The following is a 22228-nucleotide window of genomic DNA, read 5'->3' as shown; positions in this document are numbered from 1 at the left end:
GGGTCGGGGCGGGGTTCGCCGGCTGTGCCGGTCGGCCATCGTTGCCGCCGCTGTCGGCAAATGCGATCGGCGTGGCGATCACAACCGCGGCCAGCACCGCGGCCGCGCTCGCCGCCATGGTGTTCCGGCGGCGGTTACGCGCCCGCCGTTCCGCCTTGCTCAGTGGGTCCTGCACGATTGGTGCCTCCTCGGCCAGTTCGGAGAGGTTGGAGCGGAGTAGGTGTTCGAACGGGTCAGTCATCGCTGCAGCTCCAGCAGTTCCGTGTGCGGCAGGAGTTGGCGCAGCCGGGTGATCGCGCGGTGGGTCCGGCTGCGAACCGTCCCGACCGAGCAGCCCAGCAGCTCGGCGACCTCGGCCTCCGGCAGATCCTCGTAGTAGCGGAGGACCACCACTGCTCGCTGCGCCGGCGGCAACTGCCGCAGTGCGGCCCGAAAGGCCAACCGGAGATCGGTTCCCGCACTCGGATCGGTCACCACCAGGTCGTCCGTGCTGATCGGTACGTCCCGGCGGCGACGCAACCGTCGCCACCAGCTGACCTGCTCCCGGTACATGACCGCCCGCAGGTACCCCTCCGGGTCGGAATGGCGAATGCTCCGCCATTTCGGGATCGTCTTGGCCAACGCCGTCTGGAACAGGTCCTCGGCGCTGCTCCGGTCACCGGTGAGCAGGTAGGCGACCCGCACCAGGACCGGTGCACGGCTGGCCACGAACTCGGCCAGCAGCGCCCGATCGTCGTCTTCCACCCGCCAACCTCGTTTCCTCGTTCTCACCGTTACAGACGCCTGACGACCGTGCGGCTATCCCGAAGCCGACGAGATGTTCAGGAGAGTGCGCCTCACCCGGGCCGGATGCCCGACGGGAGAGCCCCAGCGGGAACGGGCACCGGCGGCACGAACTGACCCGGGTGCCGTTGACCCGGTAGGTTGTCGATCATGGTGGACGTACGGCTGGAACCGATGACCGAGGATCAGTACAAGCCGTGGCGGGCCGAGGCCGAGGCGCAATACGCGCGGAGCGTCGCCGCGTCGGGCCAGTCGGCGCAGGAGGCGGCCCGCGACGCCGCCGACACCTACGCGCAGCTGCTTCCCGACGAGTTCGCCACCCCTGACCACCATTTCTGGTACGCCTACGACGGCGACCGCCGGGTCGGGTTCCTCTGGGTCAAAGTCACCCGCGACACCGCGTTCGTCTACAACGTCGCCGTCGAACCCGACGTACGCCGGCAGGGCTACGGCCGCGCGATCATGCTGGCCGCCGAGCGCTGGTGCCGCGACCAGGCGCTGACCAGGATCGGTCTGCGCGTCTTCGCCCACAACACCGGCGCCCGGTCCCTCTACGAGCAGCTGGGCTTCACCGAGACCGCCCGCAACATGGCCAAAGACCTGTGACCTCGGACCGCTCGACTCACTGCGCCGTCGGCAGGGTCGGGTGGTCGGTGGGATAGATGCCGATCGCGAACCCGTACATGGTTTCGCCGGACCTCGGCATCCGGTCGAACTCATCAACCAGTTCCGCCATCCGGTCCCAGAACTGCGAGGCCTGATCCTCCGAGATGCGCGCATGCCGGATGAAGCCCCAGAGCTTTCCCTGCGAGAACGCCTTCGCGGACTCGCGGGCAGCCACCTCGAAGTCGTTGAAGTCGCCCGGCAGCTGTTCGCCAGCGGGTGATGGCTCCGCTGCCACGTGGAACATGCGCGCGGTACGCCCGTAGTAGCGCTCCTCGATCGCCCGTACCTTCCGCGTGCGCACCACCTGGAGCAGGCCGTTGCGGGTGAGCACGTCCACGTGGTGCGCGACGGTGCTCTTGGGGCGCTCGACTGCCTCCGCCAACTCGGTCACTGTCGCGGCCCGTTCGTGAAGGAGCTGCAGGATCATCGTGCGGAGCGGGTGGCCGATGGCCTTCACCTGGTCCGGTCTGGTCAGCGCCATCCGATCGGCCAGCTCGTAGTCGGGGGGGTTGTCGGCCATGGCACAACAGACTAGCATCGCGGAACGTTCCAGAAATTTCGATCGTTCGCAAGGAGCTCGATGTCGTGACCGAGGTGCTGCTTTACCACCACATCCAAGGCCTGACCGACGGGGTCCGAAGCTTCGCCGACAGCCTGCGACAGGCCGGGCACACCGTGCACACGCCGGACCTGTTCGACGGCCGCACGTTCGGCAACATCGAGGAGGGGTTCGGCTTCGCCCGAGAGTTTGGGCTCGACGCGATCCGGGAGCGCGGCGTCGCCGCGGCCGACGAACTCGGCCCCGGGCTCGTCTACGCCGGATTCTCCTTCGGCGTGACGATCGCCCAGCGGCTCGCGCAGACCCGGCCCGGTGCCCGCGGGGCGCTCCTGATGGATTCCTGCCTCCCGGTCTCGGAATTCGGAGAGGCGTGGCCCGAGGGCGTGCCGGTGCAGATCCACGGCAAGGAGGGCGACGAGTTCTTCGACGAGGACCTGCCGGCCGCCCGCGAGCTCGCCGGCTCCACGGCGGCCGCCGAGCTGTTCGTCTATCCCGGCGACCAGCACCTCTTCGCCGACTCCTCGCTCGACGCGTACGACCCTGAGGCGGCCGCGCTGCTGATGGAGCGGGTGCGGGCCTTCCTCGCCTCCGTCTGACCATCGCGGCCCGACTCGTCTGGCGAGTGCCTCAGGCCCGGATCGTGGGGTTGGCTCGAAAACCCGTTGCGCCTCCGGCCCCACTGCTGGAGCGTACGTACATGATCAACTCGGATCGACTGCTCGCGGCCTACGACGAACAGCTTCGGACTGACGCCGAGACGCCGAGCGCGGTCTCGGTCACCCGGCACGGGCCATTGCGTCTCGTGACCTTCGCGGGTGGTCGTGGTTTTGTCACCTACCGCGATCTCGGCGGGGCAGACGTCGATACGATTCGGCGGCTCGTCGCAGAGGCGCTCGCTCACTACCAGGCGGACCCTGAGATCGAACGGGTCAAGTGGAAGACCCGTGGGCACGACCATGCGCCGGGGTTGCCCGAGGCGTTGCTAGAGAACGGGTTCACCGCGGATGAGCCTGAGTCGATCATGGTCGGCGAGGCGCGGCTCCTGGCCGTTGACGTTTCGCTGCCGGAAGGCGTGACACTGCGTCGGGTCAGCGAGGAGGCAGACGTCCGCGCGATGAGTGCGATGCAAGACGAGGTCTTCGGGGATCCGGTTAGCGATGACCTGGCGGACGCCCTCCTGCGCCGCCTGGCCCGCGATGACGGAATGGAGTTGTGGGTCGCCGAGGCTGGGGGGCGCATCGTCAGTGCCGGCCGGCTGGAGCCGGTGCGGGGGACCGACTTCGCCGGGATCTGGGGCGGCGCGACCCGTGCGGAGTGGCGTGGCCGTGGAATCTACCGCGCGTTGACCGCGGCGCGGGCTCGCTCAGCACTCGACATGGGCAAGACACTCATCAACAGCGACTCGACCGAGTACTCGCGCCCGATCCTCGAACGCTCCGGTCTGGTCAAGGTGTCGACGACGACGGCCTACAACTGGCAGCGGTGAGCGCCCTCCCCCGGTTCCTGGCCGAGCCGATGGCCGCCGCGCTGCTGTGGACTCAGTGCGGACTGAGGGCCTTGGTCCGGACCTTGATACGGTCCGTCCGGGTCGTCGGCAGCACGGCTGACCAGGAAAAACGACTGGTGGGGCGGGCGGGACTCGAACCCGCGACCGAGGGATTATGAGTCCCCTGCTCTAACCGGCTGAGCTACCGCCCCGGCACCGCGCCGGATCCTATCCCGGCCGGTCGATGACCGGCCAGCACGAACCGGCCCGGTCGCTCATCGGCGTCGTCGGCGTAGCAGCACGATGGGCAACGCGAGGATAACAGTGAGCAGCCAACCCACCACGACGACGCCCCACAGCCAGCCCTCGCCCTCGGCCGTCTCGGTGATGAACATGCCGAGGGTGAGCAGTGCGGTCAACCCGCCGACCGCCAGCGCCGCCAGGCCGCTGACCACCATCAGCGGGATCTCCCACCAGGACCGCACGACCGGCTCCCGGCGGGGCGCCGGCTCGGTCGCGCGGGGCTGCGGGATGCGCTCCGGGTCGCGGGCCGGCATGACCACCTGCCGGTCCGCCGGCACCTGCGAGTCGATCACCCGGATCGCGCCCGGGTGCAGCTCGAACATGGTGGGCTCGATGCGCATCGAGATGGCGTCGGACCCGATCAGCTGCCGGGCGCCGTCCGGCCAGGCGAGCAGCACCGCGCAGTCGGCGTACGTGACGGTGAGCGGGCCACCCGGACCGACGTAGCTCACCCCGTCGATGCCGACCCGCAGCTCGCCGTCGCCCTCCCGCTCCCGGTACGCGGTGCCGTCGACGATCCGCTCCGAGCAGGTGGGCGCCTCGACGAACCCGGCCCAGTCGGCGGTGTTCCCCTCCGGCACCATCAGCAGCGCCGATCCGGCCACCTCCCGGGCCACCGCGTGCAGGTCGGCGACGGTGACCGCCTTCAGCTCGGCCCGGTGCTCGTCGATGGTGAGGTTGCGCTCCCCGGTGAGCACGTTGCAGGCGTACGCCGGCAGCCGGGCGGCGTCCACCTCGGCGGTGCCGAGCAGGTCCTCCCGCTTGGCCACGCAGGAGTCCAGGTCGCTCTGCTCGATCCGGCCGACCCGGAGCTTGGCCAGGGTGTCGATGAAGCCGCCGAGCACCGCGTCCTGCTTCTCCGGTAGCGCGTCGGCGAGCGCGCGCAGGCTGGCGTACCCGTCGCCGCGCGGGTCGTAGCCGGCGGTGGTGGTGTAGGAGAGACCGCCCTCCTGCCGCAGCGACCGGAACAGTTCGCGCTCCAGCACGTCGGCGAAGAGGCTCGCGGCGGTCGAGCGCCGCACCACCGCGTCGAGCACCACCGCCCGGGAGCCGCTGACGAAGTACGCCGGGGTGCGCGGCAGCGCCGACGACGCGGCCGGCACCGGGTGGCGTACGCCGGCTGGCAGCGCCAGCCGCAGCCCGGCCGGCACCCGGTCGCCGGCGATCCAGAGCACCGCGTTGTCCCGGGTGAACCAGCGGGCGGCCCACTGCCGCAGGTCGTCGCCGGTGAGCGCGGCGAGCCCCCACTCCGGGTAGCTGGTCAGGCCGAAGTCCCGGGCGCCGTGCCGCCACAGCGGCACCGCCTCCACCGGCGAGCCGCCGCGGTTGCTCCACTCGGTGCGCAGGATCTCCTTCTCCACCTCCAGCCGGCCGGTCGGCAGTTCGGTCAGGTTGGCGCAGACGGCGGTGAGGAAGGTGGCGATGTCCTGCTCGGACCCCTGCATGTGGAAGGTGGTGAAGACCGGCGAGGTGGCCCCGTTGAAGTGGTAGTCGGCCATCCCGAGCGGCGCGAGCGCCAGGTGTTCCAGCAGGTGGGTGATGCCGCTGCGGGCCAGCGTCTCGTCGGCGGTGCCGACCCGGAAGGTCAGCCCGGCGCGCATCGGCCCGCCGGTCGGGGCCAGCAGGGTGGGCACCCCGTCCACGTCCAGGTGCTGGATCATGCCAGGCCGCCCTTCGCGTACGCCTTGTCGCGGAACCGCTGGAACTGCTTCGTCTCGTCGCCGTCGATGTAGCCGAACATCGCCTCGTGGCCGAGCGGCCCCATGGCCTGGAACTGCTGCGCGGCCGCCGTCCACTCCTCCATCAGGCCGAACGCCATGGCGAAGGTGCTGCGGACCCAGAGCCAGCCCCAGCCGTTGCGGAAGTCGGGGTGCCAGATCGACCGCTGCGCCGCCTCGTGGATCTCCCGGCTGACCTGCGGGCTGCGCAGGTGGGCGCCGGCCTTGCCGAGGGTGTCCTGGTCCAGCGCCTGCTCCAGGTGCGCCTCGACGACCAGCACCGCGTTCGGGGCGCCGGCCGGGGCCGCGGCGGCGCACTCCTGGGCGAAGCCGTGCGCCCGCTCCCAGCTGCCGCTCCACTTGGGGCAGAACTGCTGCAGCAGCGACGCCTGCGCCGGCAGGTGGTGCGGGTGGTGCTTGGCGAGCTGGTCGTAGCGGCGGCGCGCCTCGGCCTGGCCGAGCTGCAGGCCACGGGCGTTGGTGATGCGCTGCGTCCAGGCCGCCGCGTCGTCCGGGTGGCGGGCGGTGACCTCGATCAGCACCTGCTCGGCGCGGCGCAGGTGGTCGAAGAACTGGGCGAACTGCTCGCGGCTGACGTACTGGGCACGGCGGGCGGAGCGGATCCGCCAGCCGGCCCGGATCAGGTACGCGCCGAGCAGCGTCCCGGCCACCGGGTCCTCGGGCTCGGCGGCCAGCGCCCCGCGGAGGAACTCCTCGATGTCGGTGGCGTCGCCGACCTCGCCGACCAGGACCGTGCGGCCGTGCGGGTCCGGCTCGGCCAGCTGTGCGCGCAGGGCCGGCCAGTCACGCGCGGCGAGCGCCGCGCGCACCGCGCTGACCTGGGGGTACGCCGCCGCGGCGTCGAAGTTCGGCGGCGGAAGGGGGGCAGGCATGGCGAGGATGATAAATGATCAACAACCCGCCGGGTGACCCGCTTTCCAGCCGGCCCGCAGCTGCGCCAGCACCGCCCCGGCGGCCCGCCAGCCGCTGGTCAGCGCCCCCTGGATGGACGGGCTGTCCCGGTGGTCCCCGGCCACGAACAGGCCGTCGCCGAGCGCCACCGGCTTGCGCAGCCGGCCCTGCGGTGGTGGCGCGGCGGGCAGCGCGGCCGGGATCGACACGGTGGTCAGGTGGGTCCAGTCGGCCGTGGACCGTCCGTAGAGCCGGGCCAGTTCGAGCCGTACGGCCGGCTCGGGCGGGGCCGTTGGGCCGACCACCGAGGTGGCCACCAGGTGCCGCCCGACCGGCGCGTACGCGGGTGCGGCCCGGCTGACCACCACGGTGTTCGCGATCAACTCCCGCCGGTCGCCGTCGAGGAGCAGGATCGGCTCGGCCAGCGGCGGCTCGGCGGTGCTGTGGTAGTAGGTCGTGTAGCTGTGCATGCGTACCCGTGACAGGGCCGGCAGCAGGGTGGCCGCCGCCGGCGGGTCGACGGCGACCACGACGGCGCGGCAGCCGATGTCGCCGGCCTGGGTGCGGACCCGCCCGGGCACGACCTGCGAGACCGGGGTGTCCAGCTCGATCAGGTCGGCCGGCAGCGGGTCGGCGACGGCCCGGGGCAGCGCGGCCATCCCCTCGGCGGGCAGGCCGATCCGGCCGCGGGCGAACGAGCGCAGCACCATCGCGAACACCCGGCTGGAGGTCGCCAGTTCCCGCTCGATGAAGACGCCGGAGAGGAACGGCCGGAGCAGTTCCTCGACGATCGCGTCGGAGAGCCCGGCCCGGCGCAGCGCCGCCCCGGTGGTGGTCTCCGGCGCGGCGAGCAGCCGCCCGGGTGGCAGCGTGGCGCAGCCGGCGGCGAGCGCGGCGAACCGCAGCCGGTCCAGTGGCGAGCCGATCCCGGCCAGCGCGGTGCGCGGCCCACCGGTCGGCTCGCGCAGCGGGTTGACCAGCCGGTGCAGCGCGTCCCCCTTGCGCACCAGCACGCCGGGGGTGAAGTGGCCGAGGCGCAGCCGGTCGACGTCGAGCAGCGCGCCGAGTCGCGGATAGGCGGTGTTGAGCACCTGGAAGCCCCGGTCGAGCAGGTAGCCGTCGACGGCGTCGGTGGCGACCCGGCCGCCGAGCCGGTCACCGGCCTCGAGCAGCCGCCAGGGCACCCCGGCCCGGTGCAGCCGCCGGGCCGCGGCGAGGCCGGCCAGACCGCCGCCGACGATCACCACATCGGTCTCAGCCAGCACGGCGCGCCTCCCGTTCACCGTTCGCCCGGGCCAGCCGGCCCGGCCACCACACCCGCGGCCCGATGTCGTACGCCAGGGCCGGCACCAGCAGCGAGCGGACCACGATGGTGTCGATGAGCACGCCCACCGCGACGGCCACGCCCAGTTCGACCAGGACCACCAGTGGCAGGACGGCCAGCGCCGAGAAGGTCGCGGCCAGCACGATCCCGGCCGACGTGATGACGCCGCCGGTCACCGCGAGCCCGGCCAGCACCCCGGCCCGGGTGCCCCGCCGGACGGACTCCTCCCGGACCCGGCTCATCAGGAAGATGTTGTAGTCGATGCCGAGCGCGACCAGGAAGACGAACGCGAACAGCGGGAACGACGCGTCCACGCCGGGGAAGCCGAGGACGTGCCGGAAGACCAGCGCGCAGAGCCCGAGCGTGGCGGCGAACGACAGCAGCACGGTGGCGATCAGCAGGATCGGGGCGAGCAGCGCGCGGAGCAGCAGGGCCAGGATGATCGCGATCACCACCAGGACCACCGGGATGATGACGTTCTGGTCGCGGGTGGCGGCCGCCGCGGTGTCCACGTTGATCGCGGTGAAGCCGCCGACCGCGGCGTTCGCGCCGGGCACCCGATGCACCGCGGCCCGCAGGTCGCGGATGGTGCGCTCGGCGCCGTCGCTGTCCGGCGGGTCGGCCAGCGTCGCCTCCAGTTGCACGGTGCCGTCGACCACCTTGGGCGGCGCGGCGGGGTCGGGCGGCCCGGTCGGGTCGCCGGTGACCGGGCGGACGGCGGCCACCCCGGGCACGGTCCGGGCCACCTCGGCGACCTGCCGGGCGGCCGGCTGGTCGACCAGGATGGTGGCGGGGCTGCCGGTGCCGGCCGGGTAGTGCCGGGCGATCACCTCCTGGCCGACCACCGAGTCGGTGCGCTGGGTGAACAGGTCGGACTGGCCGAGGGTGGTGGCGCCGAGCTGGGTCAGGCCGAGCGCCAGGGCGGCCAGCAGCACGGTGGTGACCAGCCAGACCGGCCGGGCCCGCCGGGCCACGAAGCCGGCGATCCGGCGCCACCTGCCGTGCTCGGCCTGCGGTTCCGCCTCGTCCTCGCGGGGTCGGCGCGGCCAGAACGCCCACCGCCCGCCGAGCACCAGCAGGGCGGGCAGGAAGGTGAGCATCACCAGCAGGGTGGCGGCGATGCCGATGGCGGCGACCGGGCCGAGCGCGCGGTTGGAGTTCAGGCTGGACAGCAGCAGGCAGAGCAGGCTCAGGATGACCGTGCCGCCGGAGGCGATGATCGCCGGGGCGGCCCCCTTCCAGGCGGTGCGCATCGCGTCCCAGGGGCGGGCGTGCCGGTGCAGTTCCTCGCGGTAGCGGGCGACCAGCAGCAGCGCGTAGTCGGTGCCGGCACCGAAGACCAGCACGGTGAGGATGCCCTGCGCCTGCCCGTTCAGCGTGATGACATCGGCGTCGGCGAGCAGGTGGACGAAGGCGGCGGCCAGCGCGAAGGACGTACCGGCGGCGAGCAGCGGGAAGATCCAGAGGATCGGACTGCGGTAGACCACCAGCAGGATGACCAGCACCACGCAGAGGGTGACCAGCAGCAGCGTGCCGTCGATGGCGGAGAAGACCTCGATCAGGTCGGCGAGCAGGCCGGCCGGCCCCGCCACGTCGACGGTCAACCCGTCCCGGTCGCCGCCGGCGATGTCGCGCAGCCGTTCCACGGTCGTGCCGATCCGCTCGCCCTCGCCGTCGTCGATCGGCACCACCACCTGCACCGCCTGGCCGTCCTGGCTGGGGATCGGCGGGGGCAGCGGGCCGATCACCCCGGGCACCCCGGCGAACCGGGCGGCGTCGGCGGCCACCCGCTGCCGGTCGGCGTCGGTGATGCCGGTGGTGCGTTCGTAGACGACCAGGGCCGGGGTGGTCTGCCGCTCGACGAACCGCCCGGACAGTTCCTGGGCCCGGGTCGCCTCGGCGTCGGCGGGCAGGAAGGCGGCGCTGTCGTTGGTGGCGACCTCGCCCAGCCGCCCCGCGAAGGGCCCGGTCACCGCGCCGACGAGCAGCCAGCCGAGCACGACCGCCACCGCGACCAGGGTGACCCTGCCGCCTCGTCCGGACATCCCCACCCACCCAACGGTCGACGCACCGATCGACGCGGCCGGAGTCAGTCGACATCGACATCCTGCCGGGCGAGCGGCACCGAGGTGGGCGAATCGGGAGCGGCTCACCTTTGCGGGGCGGGTGGGGACATACCGGCGCCGGGGCGAGCGGCGGCAGCAGCCACGCGGGGCGCGGGCGCGGAGTGGGCAACGGCGGCCTGCACGGCCGGGCCCGACGGCCGTACGCCCCGGCCGGAACGACGAACGCCCGCCGGCGGTGCCGACGGGCGTCGAGTGGAGTGGCTCCCCCGTTTGGACTCGAACCAAAAACCTGCCGGTTAACAGCCGGCTGCTCTGCCAATTGAGCTACGGGGGACCGCGCTGCCCGGTTCCGGATCTCTCCTTCGCCGTGCGACGGGGACAAGAGTACAGGACTCCGGGGGGGTGTTGGTCGAGGGGGTTACCCACCGATCGGGGCCGCCGGCGACCCGGACCGACCATCAATAATATGGACAAATCGTCATCGCGGCACAAGGAGGTATGAGCAGAGAGCAGGATGGGTAGTTAGCTGCGGACAGAGAACGCAGGCGCGAGGTGGTCGCTCCCGCCGGGGTGAGCCCGACGGGACGACGGCGCGTCAGGTACGGAAGGAGCCGCCATGCGCGGAAAGATCATGTTTCTTGGCGGGCTGGCTGCGGGATTCGTCCTGGGCGCCCGTGCCGGCCGGGAGAAGTACGAGGAGCTGGTGATCCGGGGCCGCAAGGTGCTCGACCACCCCACCGTGCAGGAGGCGGCGGGGGTCGCGCAGGCCCAGGCGACCCGGCTCTACAGCGAGGGCAAGGACAAGCTCGGCCAGTCGAAGCTGGGCGAGAAGCTCAGCGGCAACGGCAACAAGCAGGAGCTGACCGCCGCCGACGACGCGTTCGCCGGCACGCCGGCCACCATCGGCGCCAAGTCCGGCTCCGGCTCGTCGAGTTCCGCCTCGACCGGCTCGGCCTCCGGGTCGACGTCGGCTGGCACTGCGTCCCGCAAGCCGTCCAGCTCGGGCACCAGCGGCAGCACCCTCTGACTCATCCGCGAGCGGGCCGGTCACCTGATGGTGGCCGGCCCGTCCGCGTGTTCGGGCACGTCCCCGCCCAGGTGAGCGGCGCCGGGGGCCACTTTCGCCTGTTTGGAGCAAAAGTTCGACCCGAACATCGAAAACTTCTGCCCTCAGCCTCTTCTCTTTAGTCCCGCCCGCAAATATCGTCCTGCGTAGAACCTGGCCAGGCTCTTTGGTACTCCCCCGCGACCTCCTCAGCGAGTTCCCGGCGCTGGGGCGGACCCGCCCGACCAGAGCGAGGTTCGATGCGCAGACCGACCGGCCGACGGGCCACCACCTTCCTCAGCCTGCTCACTCTCGTCGGCGCGACCCTCGTCGCGACGGCCCAGCAGCAGCCCGCGCCGGCGCTCGCCGCGCCGGCACCAACCAGCGACGGCATCCAGTACAAGGTCCTCGTCTTCACCCGGTCCGCCGGCGGCAGCCACGCCGCCACCGCCGCCGGGGTGGACGCGATCCGCCAGCTCGGCAACGACCGGCGCTTCACCGTCGAGGTGACCGACGACGCCCGCAAGTTCGACGAGCCGCACCTCAAGCAGTTCCGCGCGGTGGTGTTCCTGAACACCGCCGGCGACGTCCTCACCGACGACCAGCGAGCCGCCTTCGAGCGGTACTACCGGGCCGGCGGCGGTTTCGTCGGCGTGCACTCCGCGATCGAGGCCGAGCCCGGTTGGTCCTTCCTGGACGACGTGCTCGGCACCCGGGCGGTCGGCGCCGCCTCGGCCGCCGCCCCGGCCACCGTCACCGTCGCCGACCGGGTGCACCCGGCCTCGGCCCCGCTGCCGGAGCGCTGGACCCACCCGGACCGCTGGTACAACTTCGCGGCCAACGTCCGGGGCGTCTCGCACGTCCTGGCCACGGTGGACGAGAAGACCTACGCCGGCGGGACGATGGGCTTCGACCACCCGGTCACCTGGTGCAAGGACTACCAGGGCGGCCGCTCCTTCTACACCGGGCTCGGCGCGACGCCGGGGAGCTTCGGCAGCACCGACCTGCGGGCGCACCTCGGCGGCGCGATCCAGTGGGCGGCCGGCGTGACCGACGGCGACTGCGGCGCCACCGTCCTGGCCAACTACCAGATGGAGGTGATCGGGGCGCAGCCCAACGTCAACGAGCCGATCGGCTTCGACGTGCTCCCCGACGGCCGGGTCATCCAGACCGACCGCCGCGGCGGCGTACGCCTGCACGACCCGGAGAGCAACGAGACCACCGTGCTGGCCCAGATCCCGGTCTACACCCACAGCGAGGACGGGATGTACGGCCCGGCGATCGACCGCGAGTTCGCCACGAACCGCTGGGTCTACCTCTACTACGCGCCGCCGCTGGACACCCCCACCGGCGGGGCGCCGACCACCAGCACCGACCCGACCGCCTGGGACCGGTGGAAGGGCTACTTCCAGCTGTCCCGATTCAAGTTCGTCGACGGCGACACGCCGTCGCTGGACCTGGCCACCGAGCAGAAGATCCTCCAGGTGCCGGTGGACCGGGGCGCCTGCTGCCACGTGGCCGGCGACATCGCCTTCGACTCGAAGAACAACCTGTGGCTGGTCACCGGCGACGACACCCCGGCCGGCGGCGGCGGCTCCGGCGGCTTCTCCCCGCACAACGACTCGGTGAGCGCCACCGGCGTCTACCAGGCGCCCTTCGTGGACGCCCGGCGCAGCTCCGCCAACACCAACGACCTGCGCGGCAAGATCCTGCGCATCTCGGTGCAGCCGGACGGCAGCTACACGGTGCCGGCGGGCAACCTCTTCGCCGAGGCGCAGGACCCGGGTGACAAGACCCGGCCGGAAATTTACGCGATGGGCTTCCGGAACCCGTTCCGGATCACGCTCGACAAGAACGACGTCGCCTACATCACCGACTACTCCCCCGACTCCTCGACCCCCGCCGTGGGCCGGGGACCGGCGGGCACCGGCCGGATGATGGTGGTCGACAAGCCGGCGAACTACGGCTGGCCGATGTGCGTGCAGCCGAACCTGCCGTACATCGAGATGAACTGGACCACCAGCCCGATCTCCCCGGTCGCGCCGTTCGACTGCGCGGCGCCGAGGAACACCTCCCGGCACAACACCGGGCTGACCGACCTGCCGGCGGTCGAGAAGTCGGAGCTGTGGTACTCGTTCCAGGCCCCGACCCCGTGCCCGGAGTCCTACCTGTCCACCCCGACGCAGACCTGCCCGGTGCTCTTCCCGGAGCTGGGCACCGGCGGCGTCGGGCCGCACGGCGCGGCGCGCTACGACTACGACCCGGAGCTGAGGTCGGAGACGAAGTTCCCCGCGTACTTCGACGGATCGGTCTTCTTCGGCGAGTTCACCCGGGACACCCTCAAGGAGATCCGGCTGGACGGCCAGGGCGACGTCCTGAAGATCAACAACGTGCTGGACTGCGGCCCCGGCCCGAGCACGCCGGCCCGGCCGTTCCTCTGCGACAACCCGATGGACATGAAGTGGGGCCCGGACGGCAACTTCTACCTGCTGACGTACGGCGACGGGTTCTTCAACGTCAACCCGGACGCGGCGATGCTGAAGTTCAGCTACGTCAAGGGCCTGCGGGCGCCGAACGCGGTGCTCGGCGCCACGCCGACCAACGGGCACGCGCCGCTGACCGTCGCCTTCTCCAGCGAGGGGTCGAAGGACCCGGACCCGGCCGACTCGATCTCGTTCGCCTGGGACTTCGACGGCAACGGCACGACCGACTCGGTCGACCCCAACCCGACGCACACCTACACCGCCAACGGCGTCTACACCGCGCGGCTCACGGTGACCGACTCCAGCGGCAAGAGCGCGTCGGCGAACACCACGATCACGGTCGGCAACACCGCGCCCACGGTGACCGTCAACACCCCGCTGGAGGGCGGCTTCTTCAGCTGGGGCGACAACATCCCCTGGTCGGTGACGGTCACCGACCCGGAGGACGGGCCGATCGACTGCGCCAAGGTCGAGGTGACCTTCGTGCTCGGGCACGACGAGCACGGCCACGGCGAGGCCAACCAGTTCGGCTGCTCCGGGGTGCTGCCCACGATCGCCGACGACGCCTCGCACGGCGGCTACATCTACGGCGTGGTCAGCGCCTCCTACACCGACGGGGGCGCCAACGGGCAGCCCGCGTTGACCACGGTGGACCAGCAGATCATCCAGGACAAGCGGCAGCAGGTGGAGTTCGCCCGCGACCAGTCCGGCACCACCGTCGGCAACAGCGCCGACACCGGCGGCGGGCAGCAACGGGGCAGCCTCGACCCGGGTGACTGGATCGCGGTGAACAACACAGTGAACCTGCACAACATCCAGTCGGTCACCCTGCGGACCAGCGGCGGCAGCGCCGCCACCGCCGGGCAGCCGCGGTTCGGCGTCGAGTTCCGGCTCGACTCGCCCACCGGCCCGCTGCTGGGCACCGCCACGGTCAACGCGACCACCGGCAACAACGCCTTCACCAGCACCACCGTGCCGATCACCGACCCGGGCGGCACGCACCGGCTCTACCTCGTCTTCACCACCGTCCCCGGCGGACCGGCCAGCGGTTTCGGCAACCTGAACTGGGTCGAGTTCGCCGGCCAGGGCATCGGCGTCGCTCCCTGACGCGGTGACCGGGGGCCGCCGCCCGGCAGCCCCCGGCACCTCCGGATCCACCCGCGCGCCGGGTCACCGCCGGTGACCCGGGCCGGGCCCACCCATCACCAGCACCGAGAAAGGCAGCAGCAGATGAACGACAGTCAGCACGGCATGAGCCGTCGCCGGATGCTCGGCGCCCTCGCCGGTGTGGCCGGCGCGGCCGCCGTCGGGGCCACCGGCTGGGCCTCCGCCGCCGGCGCCAACGGCAACGGCCTGCTCGTCCCGGCCGGCAAGCGCGGCATCATCCTCTACAGCGTCCGGGACCGCATCGGCGCCGCCCCGGACGCCAGCGGCGTGCCGTACGGCTTCGAGCGGGTGCTCGCCCGGCTCGCCGAGATCGGTTACAAGGAGGTGGAGTTCGCCGGCTACAACCAGCACACCTCCATCCTCGGCCGGCAGATCACCCCGCAGGAGATCCGCAAGATCCTGGACGACAACGGGCTGCGGGCCAACGGCTCACACGCCTCGATCCCGGGCACCGTCACGCCGGACACCATCGCCGCCTTCGAGCGGACGCTGGACACCGCCGAGATCCTCGGCATGCAGCACATCGGCACCGGCAGCGACCCGACCGGCAGCAACTACAAGGCCGACTGGGACGCCGCCGTCGACCGGTGGAACACCTTCGGCGAGATGGCCGCCGCCCGCGGGCTGAAGCTGTACACGCACAACCACGACGCGGCGTACAACTTCCTGCTGGACAGCGGGCCGCTGGACGCGCAGGGTCGGCCCACCCGGTCCTCCGGCGTCCGCAAGCTGGAGTACTTCATCGCGCGCACCAACCCGGAGTGGGTCTGGTTCGAGATGGACATCTACTGGGCGCACGTGGCCCAGCACCGGTTCCGCAGCTACACCGACCCGGACGGGGTGACCCAGACCAGCGTCTTCGACCCGCTGGCCGTGGTCGCCGCCCAGCCCATCCGGTTCCCGCTGTTCCACGCGAAGGACGGCGCGTTCAACCCGGCCAACAGCGCCGGGTACGACATGGTGCCGCTCGGCCAGGGCGACATCGACTACGGGCACTTCTTCGCCAACATGGGCGCCAAGGGTTACCACAACCCGATGTGGGAGCAGGACAACGCGCCGGGCGGCGCCGCCGACCCGGGCCGGTCGCTGCGCTACGCGGAGGTCAGCTTCCAGCACATGTCGGGTCTGCGGGGCTGACGGACCCGACACCGCAGGAGGGGCCGCGCCCGGGAACACCGGGCGCGACCCCTCGCGCTACGCGGTCAGTCTCCGCGGCCCACTCAGTCCTTGCGGGCTGAGCGCGACCCGCTCAGCCCCTTCTGCTGAGCGCGGCCCACTCAGTCCTTGCTGCTGAAGGCGGCGTCGAAGGCCGCGGCCGGGGCGTCGAAGGCGAGCCGGCGAACGAACTGGAGCGCCTCCGGGGCACCGACCAGCCGATCCATGCCGGCGTCCTCCCACTCGATGGAGATCGGCCCGTCGTAGCCGATCGCGTTCAACGCCCGGAAGCAGTCCTCCCAGGGCACGTCGCCGTGGCCGGTGGAGACGAAGTCCCAGCCGCGGCGCAGGTCGGCCCAGGGCAGGTGGGAGGCGAGCCGGCCGCGTCGGCCGTCCCCGGTGCGCACCTTCGCGTCCTTGCAGTCGACGTGGTAGATCCGGTCGGCGAAGTCGAAGATGAAGTTCACCGGGTCCAGTTCCTGCCAGACGAAGTGCGACGGGTCCCAGTTCAGCCCGAACGCGGGCCGGTGGCCGATCGCCTCCAGCGCGCGCTTCGTCGTCCAGTAGTCGTACGCGATCTCGCTCGGGTGCACCTCGTGGGCGAACCGCACCCCCACCTCGTCGAACACGTCGAGGATCGGGTTCCACCGGTCGGCGAAGTCCTGGTAGCCGCGCTCGATCATCGACGGCGGCACCGGCGGGAACATCGCCAGGGTGTGCCAGATCGACGACCCGGTGAAGCCGATGACGGTCTTCACGCCGAGCTTCGCCGCCGCCCGAGCGGTGTCCTTGATCTCCTCGGCGGCCCGTTGGCGCACCCCCTCCGGCTCCCCGTCGCCCCAGATCCGGGCGGGCAGGATGCCCTGGTGCCGCTCGTCGATCGGGTGGTCACAGACGGCCTGGCCGACCAGGTGGTTGGAGATCGCGTAGACCTTCAGGTTGTGCTTGGCGAGGGTCTCCCGCTTGCGGTCGACGTACGAGTCGTCGGCCAGCGCCTTGTCGACCTCGAAGTGGTCGCCCCAGCAGGCGATCTCCAGCCCGTCGTAGCCCCACTCGGAGGCGAGCCGGCAAACCTCGTCGAACGGAAGGTCGGCCCACTGGCCGGTGAAGAGCGTGATGGGTCGCGCCATTGTCCTTCTCCCCTGTCGTGATGGGGATTCCGTACCTACGGACCGGGGCGAGGGTGACCGGTGCTGCCCGGCGAGCGCGGCGGACGCCGACGGGTGCGGGACGCACCTGGGCCCGACGGGTTGCGCCTCCCGCCGGGTCGTCGGCCACCTCCACGATCGCCGCCCCCACTCTATGGCCGCCGCCACCGCCACGGAAGGCCCCACCCATGAGCGGCGACCGGCAGCGGGCGGAGGCGACGGCCAGCGGCCGGCGCCGAGCTTCCCGGGGCCCTTCCGGTGCGGGGCGCACCTGGCGCCGGCGTGTGGTGATCCGGGTGGGAAGACCCGGCTGAGCGTGATGACTCAGAGGCACAAATATGCCTCTGAGTCATCACGCTCCAGAGGAGGTGTGACGGGCGGCGGCGACCTGTCGGCGTCGTGCCGGTTCTACGCCACCGCCGACGGCACCGGCCACCGCGCCCACTGACCACACCTCACGACCGGGTCAGGTCAAGTCAGGGCAAGGGTCAGGGCAGGGTCCACCGTTGGTTCGCGGCGGCGGTGCAGGTCCACAGGTGCACCGCGGTGCCGTCGGCGGAGTTGTTGCCGGAGACGTCCAGGCACTTGCCCGACTGCGGGTTACGCACCGTCCCGTCCGCCTGCGCCGACCAGTTCTGCGCACCCGTGCCGTTGCACGTCCACAACTGGATCTTCGTACCGTCCGCCGAACCACCACCGGAGACGTCCAGACACTTACCCAACGCCCGGATCGTCGAGTTCGGCGTCACCGTCCACGTCTGCGCGGCGCTTCCGTTGCAGGTGTAGAGCTGGATCTGCGTACCGTCCGCCGTACCCGCGTTGCGCACGTCCAGGCACTTGCCGGCCAGACCCCGGATCGGCCCGGTGCCGGTGCCGCCGCCGGTGGACTTCACCAGGGTGAAGTCGTCCACGTCGAAGAGCCCCGAGCCCGAGCCGGTGAAGGTCAGGTAGAGGTTCTGGGTGCCGGACGGGACGCCGGAGAGGTTCGTGGTGACGTCGGCGAAGGTGGTCCAGCTTCCGGTGTTCGGCACCGCCACCGAGCCGAGCACCGTGCCGGTGGCCGAGCCGGTGCGCACCTGGATGGTGCCGCCCGGCCCGCCGGAGACGACCCGCGCCTTGAACGAGGTCACCCCGGTCAGGTCGACGCCGTTGTACGCCGCCCAGTCGCCCGGGTCGATGTAGCCGAGCGTCTGGCCGCCGTTGGCCCCGGCCTTGCTGAACGGGGTGACCCCGCTGGCCGAGCTGAACGACTCCGCCTGGATGGTGCCGGTGGGCGGCGGGGTGGTGCCCAGTTCCTTGATCCGGACGTTGCGGAACGAGGCGTCGTCGCCGGTGCCGTGGTTCTGCAACCCGATGTGGCCGGCGAGCGAGCGGGCCGGGTCGGTGTTGGTGAAGTCGTTGATCTTCACCCCGTTCAGGAAGACCTGGAGCCGCTCCCCCTCGACCAGCAGCTCGTAGGTGTTCCACTCCCCCGGCGGGTTCAGCGCCGCGTCCCGGGCCGCGATGTCCGCGGACTTGAAGGTGTAGACCGCGCCGGTGGTCCGGTCGGCCGCGTCGGTGGCGTCGATCTGGACCTCGTAGCCGTTGTTCACCGCCGACCAGGGGTCGCTCGATGGTGGGAAGCCGATGAAGACGCCGGAGTTGTCGTCGCCGGCGAGCCGCCAGTCCAGCTTGAGCGAGTAGTTGGTGAACTGCTTCGCGCTGTACCAGTACAGGCCCATCCCGCCGACCGAGGTGAGCGTGGCGTCGGTGTTGCTGAAGCTGCCCGGCCCGGCCTGGGACCAGCCGCTGGTCGAGCCGTTGTAGAGCGTGGTGTAGCCGGTTTCCGGCCGGCAGTCGGCCTTGGCCCGGCCGGCCGCGTACCGGATGCCGCCGAGCAGGTGGGCCCGGAACGCCGGTTCGGCGTACGACGCCTGGGTGTGCCCGCCGCCGGTGTAGAAGGCCCGGCCACCGTTGTAGGTCTTGCACCAGGAGTGCGGGTGGTCGGCGCCCATCGAGCCGCCCGAGTACGACGACTCGTCGAGGGTGGCCAGCACCCGGGCCGTGGACCGGGCGTTGGTCTGGTAGTTGTACCACTCGTCGGTGCGGGTCCAGGTCTGCGGCAGGTGCGCGGTTGCCGCGTGCGCCCGGTTCTCCGTCTTGACGTTGGCCTGCTGGATGGCCGGGTGCGAGGCGAAGTACGCCCCGACCAGGTTGCCGTAGAACGACCAGCCGTACTCGGTGTCCGCGGCGGCGTGCACCCCGACGTACCCGCCGCCGGAGCCGATGTACGACTCGAAGGCGCTCTGCTGGCTGGCGTTGAGCACGTCGCCGGTGGTGTTGAGGAAGACCACGGCCTCGTACTGGGCCAGGTTCCCGGTGGTGAACGCGGCGGCGTCCTCGGTGGCGGTGACGGTGAAGCTGTTCGCCGCGCCGAGGTCGCGGATGGCCTGGGTGCCGACCGCGATGGAGTCGTGCCGGAACCCGGCGGTCTTGGAGAAGACCAGCACATCGTACGGGGCGTCGGCGGCGCTGGCCGGGGTGGCCGGGGTGGTGCAGGCGAGGGTGGCGAGGACGGCGGTGGCCGCGCCGAGGACGGGTCGGAGGAGTCTGCGCATGTCGCTCTCCCAATTCCGGTCAGGAGGGGCCGCCACTGCCGACGGTACGCCGGGACCGGCGGCCCCTCCGGTCAACTCAGGGCAGGGTCCACTTCTGGTTCGCGGCGGCGGTGCAGGTCCACAGGTGCACCGCGGTGCCGTCGGCGGAGTTGTTGCCGGAGACGTCCAGGCACTTGCCCGACTGCGGGTTACGCACCGTCCCGTCCGCCTGCGCCGACCAGTTCTGCGCACCCGTGCCGTTGCACGTCCACAACTGGATCTTCGTACCGTCCGCCGAACCACCACCGGAGACGTCCAGACACTTACCCAACGCCCGGATCGTCGAGTTCGGCGTCACCGTCCACGTCTGCGCCGCCGTGCCGTTGCACGTGTACAGCTGGATCTGCGTACCGTCCGCCGTACCCGCGTTACGCACGTCCAGGCACTTGCCGGCCAGACCCCGGATCGGCCCGGTGCCGCCGCTCGTGGTGCCGGTGTTCAGGGTGAAGGCGTCCACGTCGTAGAGCGCCCCGGTGCCCGAGCCGGCGAAGGTCAGGTAGAGCGTGGTGGTGCCGGCCGGCGCGCCGGCCACCGTCCCGCTCACCGTGGTGAAGGCGTCCCAGGCGCCGGTCACCGGCACCGTCGCCGAGCCGAGCACCGTTCCGGTGGCCGAGCCGGCCCGGACCTGCAGCGTGCCGCCCGCGCCGGCCGAGGAGACCCGGGCGGTGAACGAGGTGACGTTGCCCAACTGGTACGGCTGGAACGCGATCCAGTCGCCGTTGTGGATGTCGCCGACGGTCTTGCCGCCCTCGGCGGTGGCTTTGTCGAAGGTGTTGATCCCCGACGAGGTCTTGAAGTGCTCGGCCTGCCGGTGCCGGGGCTGGAGGGTGTGCTGGGTGTGCGTGGTCAGCCCGCCGGCGTCGGTGTACTCGGCGTCGAAGATGGCGAAGATGTTCGCCGCCTCGTCGTGCTCCCCGTCGACCGGGATGGTGATCGCACCGGAGCAGCCGTTCTGCGAGGTGATCTGGTGCCCGTGCTGGTCGTGGCCGAGCACGTAGGTCATCTTAACTTTGGTGCAGTCGATCGTGCCGTCCTCCGGGTCGGTGACCGTGATGCTGAACGGCACCGTGTCGCCGTAGGAGAAGAGCCGGCCGTTGCCGGGGCTGTTGATGGTCACCGTCGGCGCGGTGTTGCCCACGGTGATGACCACGCTGGCGCTGCCGGTGGCGCCCTGCGGGTCGCGCACGGTCAGCGTGGCGGTGTACGTCCCGTTGGCGGTGTACGTCTTCGTCGGGTTGGCTGCCGTGGAGCTGGTGCCGTCGCCGAAGGTCCAGGCGTACGTGAGCGCCCCGCCCTCCGGGTCGGACGAGCCGGCCGAGGAGAAGGTGACCGCCAGCGGGGCGGCGCCGGAGGTGCGGTTGGCGCTCGCCGCCGCCGTCGGCGCCCGGTTGCCGCCGCCGATGTGGTCGAAGCGGTAGAGCGCCGAGTTGGCGTCGCCGTTGAAGTAGCCGGTGCCGTAGTCGAGCACGTAGTACGCGCCGTCCGGGCCGAACGCCGAGTCCATCACCTGCTTGCCGGTCCACGGGAAGCTGTCGATGGTGCCGGGCGAGCCGTCGGCGTTGACGTGGATCGGCTTGATCCAGCCGCGGCCGAACTCGGTGGCGAAGAACTGCCCGTCGAAGGACTGCGGGAACTTGGTGGTCGAGGTCGACGCGGCGTCGTACCGGTAGACCGGCCCGCCCATCGGGGACTCGGAGCCGCCGCCGAACTCGGGCGGCGTGCCGGCGTCGCCGCCGTACCGGATCCAGGACGGCTTGGCCGCCGGGAGGGTGGGCAGCCCGGTGTTGCGGAACGAGTTGTTGGTCGGCCCGCCGGTGCAGTTGAACTTCGGCCCGGTGGCGTTGCTGGCGAAGTTCCACTCGTTGTACGTCTCGCTGCTGGTGTTCGTTCCGGTGCAGTACGGCCAGCCGTAGTTGCCCGGGCCGGTGACCCGGTTGAACTCGACCTGGCCGGCGGGGCCGCGGGTGGCGCTGGTGGAGCCGGCGTCCGGGCCGTAGTCGCCGACGTAGACGATGCCGGTGGCCTTGTCCACGCTCATCCGGAACGGGTTGCGGAAGCCCATCGCGTAGATCTCCGGCCGGGTCCGCGCGTCGGAGTCGACGAACATGTTGCCGGCCGGGATCGAGTACGTCCCGTTCGCGTTCACCTTGATCCGCAGGATCTTCCCGCGCAGGTCGTTGGTGTTGGCCGCGCTGCGCTGCGCGTCGTAGCCGGGGTTGCGGTTGGTGCGCTCGTCGATCGGCGCGTACCCGGCGGAGTCGAACGGGTTGGTGTCGTCGCCGGTGGACAGGTAGAGGTTGCCCGCGGCGTCGAAGTCGATGTCACCGCCGACGTGGCAGCAGAGCCCCCGGTCGGCCGGCACGTCCAGCACGTCGACCCGGCTGGCCTGGTTGAGCGTGAAGTCGGCGTTGAGGGTGAACCGGGACAGCCGGTTCACGCCCTGCCAGGCGGAGAAGTCGCTGCCGGTGGCCGGCGCGTCCCCGGCGGGCGTGGACAGCGGCGGCGCGTAGTAGAGGAAGATGTGCCGGTTGCTGGCGAAGTTCGGGTCGACCCCGACGCCCTGCAGGCCCTCCTCGTCGTGCGTGTAGACCGGGATCGTGCCGATCACCGAGGTGGTGCCGGCCGCGTCGGTGCGGCGCAGCGTGCCGTTGCGGGCGGTGTGCAGCACCGAGCGGTCGGGCAGCACGGCCAGCGACATCGGTTCGCCCATCTCGGCCACGCCGCGGGCAAGTTCGACCTGCTGGAAGTCGGTGGCGGTGATGGGGTGGGCCTGGGCG

The 22228-nt window shown here is 71.6% G+C and carries 15 protein-coding genes, 2 tRNA genes and 1 pseudogene; 6 read left to right on the top strand and 12 right to left on the bottom strand.

Going from position 1 to position 22228, the window contains the following annotated elements:
• Positions 1 to 241, bottom strand: a pseudogene (locus tag DLJ47_RS32620) (hypothetical protein); the annotation flags it as partial.
• Positions 238 to 744, bottom strand: a complete 507-nt coding sequence (locus tag DLJ47_RS32615) for a SigE family RNA polymerase sigma factor (RefSeq protein ID WP_109905845.1) — start codon at positions 742 to 744, stop codon at positions 238 to 240. The gene DLJ47_RS32615 and the pseudogene DLJ47_RS32620, both read right to left, overlap by 4 nt.
• 189 nt (positions 745 to 933) lie before the next feature.
• On the opposite strand from DLJ47_RS32615, the gene DLJ47_RS32610 reads away from it, so the two are divergent.
• Positions 934 to 1389: a GNAT family N-acetyltransferase gene (locus tag DLJ47_RS32610; protein ID WP_109905843.1), complete on the top strand. Its 456-nt coding sequence runs from the start codon at positions 934 to 936 to the stop codon at positions 1387 to 1389.
• A 16-nt stretch (positions 1390 to 1405) separates the two neighbouring features.
• Here DLJ47_RS32610 and DLJ47_RS32605 read toward each other — a convergent pair whose 3' ends face one another.
• Complete coding sequence (locus DLJ47_RS32605) at positions 1406 to 1969, bottom strand: ArsR/SmtB family transcription factor (protein WP_109905841.1); 564 nt, start codon at positions 1967 to 1969, stop codon at positions 1406 to 1408.
• 65 nt (positions 1970 to 2034) lie between these two features.
• Between DLJ47_RS32605 and DLJ47_RS32600 the strand changes: the two genes are divergently transcribed.
• Both DLJ47_RS32600 and DLJ47_RS32595 read left to right on the top strand, forming a co-directional pair.
• Positions 2035 to 2604 carry a dienelactone hydrolase family protein gene (locus tag DLJ47_RS32600; RefSeq protein WP_109905839.1) on the top strand — a complete coding sequence of 190 codons (570 nt, stop codon included), beginning with the start codon at positions 2035 to 2037 and terminating at the stop codon, positions 2602 to 2604.
• A 101-nt stretch (positions 2605 to 2705) separates the two neighbouring features.
• Positions 2706 to 3494: a GNAT family N-acetyltransferase gene (locus DLJ47_RS32595; protein ID WP_109905837.1), complete on the top strand. Its 789-nt coding sequence runs from the start codon at positions 2706 to 2708 to the stop codon at positions 3492 to 3494.
• 135 nt (positions 3495 to 3629) lie between these two features.
• Here the strand turns inward: DLJ47_RS32595 and DLJ47_RS32590 are convergent.
• The 6 genes from DLJ47_RS32590 to DLJ47_RS32565 all read right to left on the bottom strand — a co-directional run bounded on the left by DLJ47_RS32590 (position 3630) and on the right by DLJ47_RS32565 (position 10151).
• Positions 3630 to 3706, bottom strand: a tRNA-Ile gene (locus DLJ47_RS32590).
• A 63-nt stretch (positions 3707 to 3769) separates the two neighbouring features.
• Entirely contained in the window at positions 3770 to 5458 is a 1689-nt protein-coding gene (locus tag DLJ47_RS32585; protein ID WP_109905835.1) for a M16 family metallopeptidase, read from the bottom strand.
• Positions 5455 to 6408 carry a hypothetical protein gene (locus DLJ47_RS32580; protein ID WP_109905833.1) on the bottom strand — a complete coding sequence of 318 codons (954 nt, stop codon included), beginning with the start codon at positions 6406 to 6408 and terminating at the stop codon, positions 5455 to 5457. The genes DLJ47_RS32585 and DLJ47_RS32580 overlap by 4 nt, the downstream gene beginning before the upstream one ends.
• 18 nt (positions 6409 to 6426) lie before the next feature.
• Positions 6427 to 7692 carry an NAD(P)/FAD-dependent oxidoreductase gene (locus DLJ47_RS32575; protein ID WP_109905831.1) on the bottom strand — a complete coding sequence of 422 codons (1266 nt, stop codon included), beginning with the start codon at positions 7690 to 7692 and terminating at the stop codon, positions 6427 to 6429.
• Entirely contained in the window at positions 7682 to 9796 is a 2115-nt protein-coding gene (locus DLJ47_RS32570) for an MMPL family transporter (protein WP_109905829.1), read from the bottom strand. The genes DLJ47_RS32575 and DLJ47_RS32570 overlap by 11 nt, the downstream gene beginning before the upstream one ends.
• A gap of 279 nt (positions 9797 to 10075) precedes the next feature.
• Positions 10076 to 10151: transfer RNA gene (locus DLJ47_RS32565), tRNA-Asn, on the bottom strand.
• 282 nt (positions 10152 to 10433) lie between these two features.
• Here DLJ47_RS32565 and DLJ47_RS32560 point away from each other — a divergent pair.
• The 3 genes from DLJ47_RS32560 (at position 10434) to DLJ47_RS32550 (ending at position 15649) form a co-directional block, all read left to right on the top strand.
• Positions 10434 to 10844: a hypothetical protein gene (locus tag DLJ47_RS32560; protein ID WP_109905828.1), complete on the top strand. Its 411-nt coding sequence runs from the start codon at positions 10434 to 10436 to the stop codon at positions 10842 to 10844.
• Positions 10845 to 11122: 278 nt separating this feature from the next.
• On the top strand, positions 11123 to 14452 hold the full coding sequence (locus DLJ47_RS32555; protein ID WP_109905827.1) for a ThuA domain-containing protein: 3330 nt from the start codon (positions 11123 to 11125) through the stop codon (positions 14450 to 14452).
• Between the two features lie 123 nt (positions 14453 to 14575).
• Positions 14576 to 15649: a sugar phosphate isomerase/epimerase family protein gene (locus DLJ47_RS32550; RefSeq protein WP_233258146.1), complete on the top strand. Its 1074-nt coding sequence runs from the start codon at positions 14576 to 14578 to the stop codon at positions 15647 to 15649.
• A gap of 140 nt (positions 15650 to 15789) precedes the next feature.
• Here DLJ47_RS32550 and DLJ47_RS32545 read toward each other — a convergent pair whose 3' ends face one another.
• From DLJ47_RS32545 to DLJ47_RS32535, 3 genes are all read right to left on the bottom strand, one after another.
• Complete coding sequence (locus DLJ47_RS32545; RefSeq protein WP_109905825.1) at positions 15790 to 16797, bottom strand: sugar phosphate isomerase/epimerase family protein; 1008 nt, start codon at positions 16795 to 16797, stop codon at positions 15790 to 15792.
• Between the two features lie 506 nt (positions 16798 to 17303).
• Positions 17304 to 19412 carry a lectin gene (locus DLJ47_RS32540; RefSeq protein WP_109905824.1) on the bottom strand — a complete coding sequence of 703 codons (2109 nt, stop codon included), beginning with the start codon at positions 19410 to 19412 and terminating at the stop codon, positions 17304 to 17306.
• Between the two features lie 76 nt (positions 19413 to 19488).
• Positions 19489 to 22228, bottom strand: a 2740-nt coding sequence (locus tag DLJ47_RS32535) for a PQQ-dependent sugar dehydrogenase (protein ID WP_109905823.1), incomplete at its 5' end; no start/stop codon positions are given.

Origin of the sequence: Micromonospora sp. S4605, from assembly GCF_003176715.1 — a bacterium.
Taxonomy (GTDB): domain Bacteria; phylum Actinomycetota; class Actinomycetes; order Mycobacteriales; family Micromonosporaceae; genus Micromonospora; species Micromonospora echinaurantiaca.
Note: the sequence above shows the minus strand (reverse complement) of the source record. Positions and strands in the feature narration are given on the sequence as shown.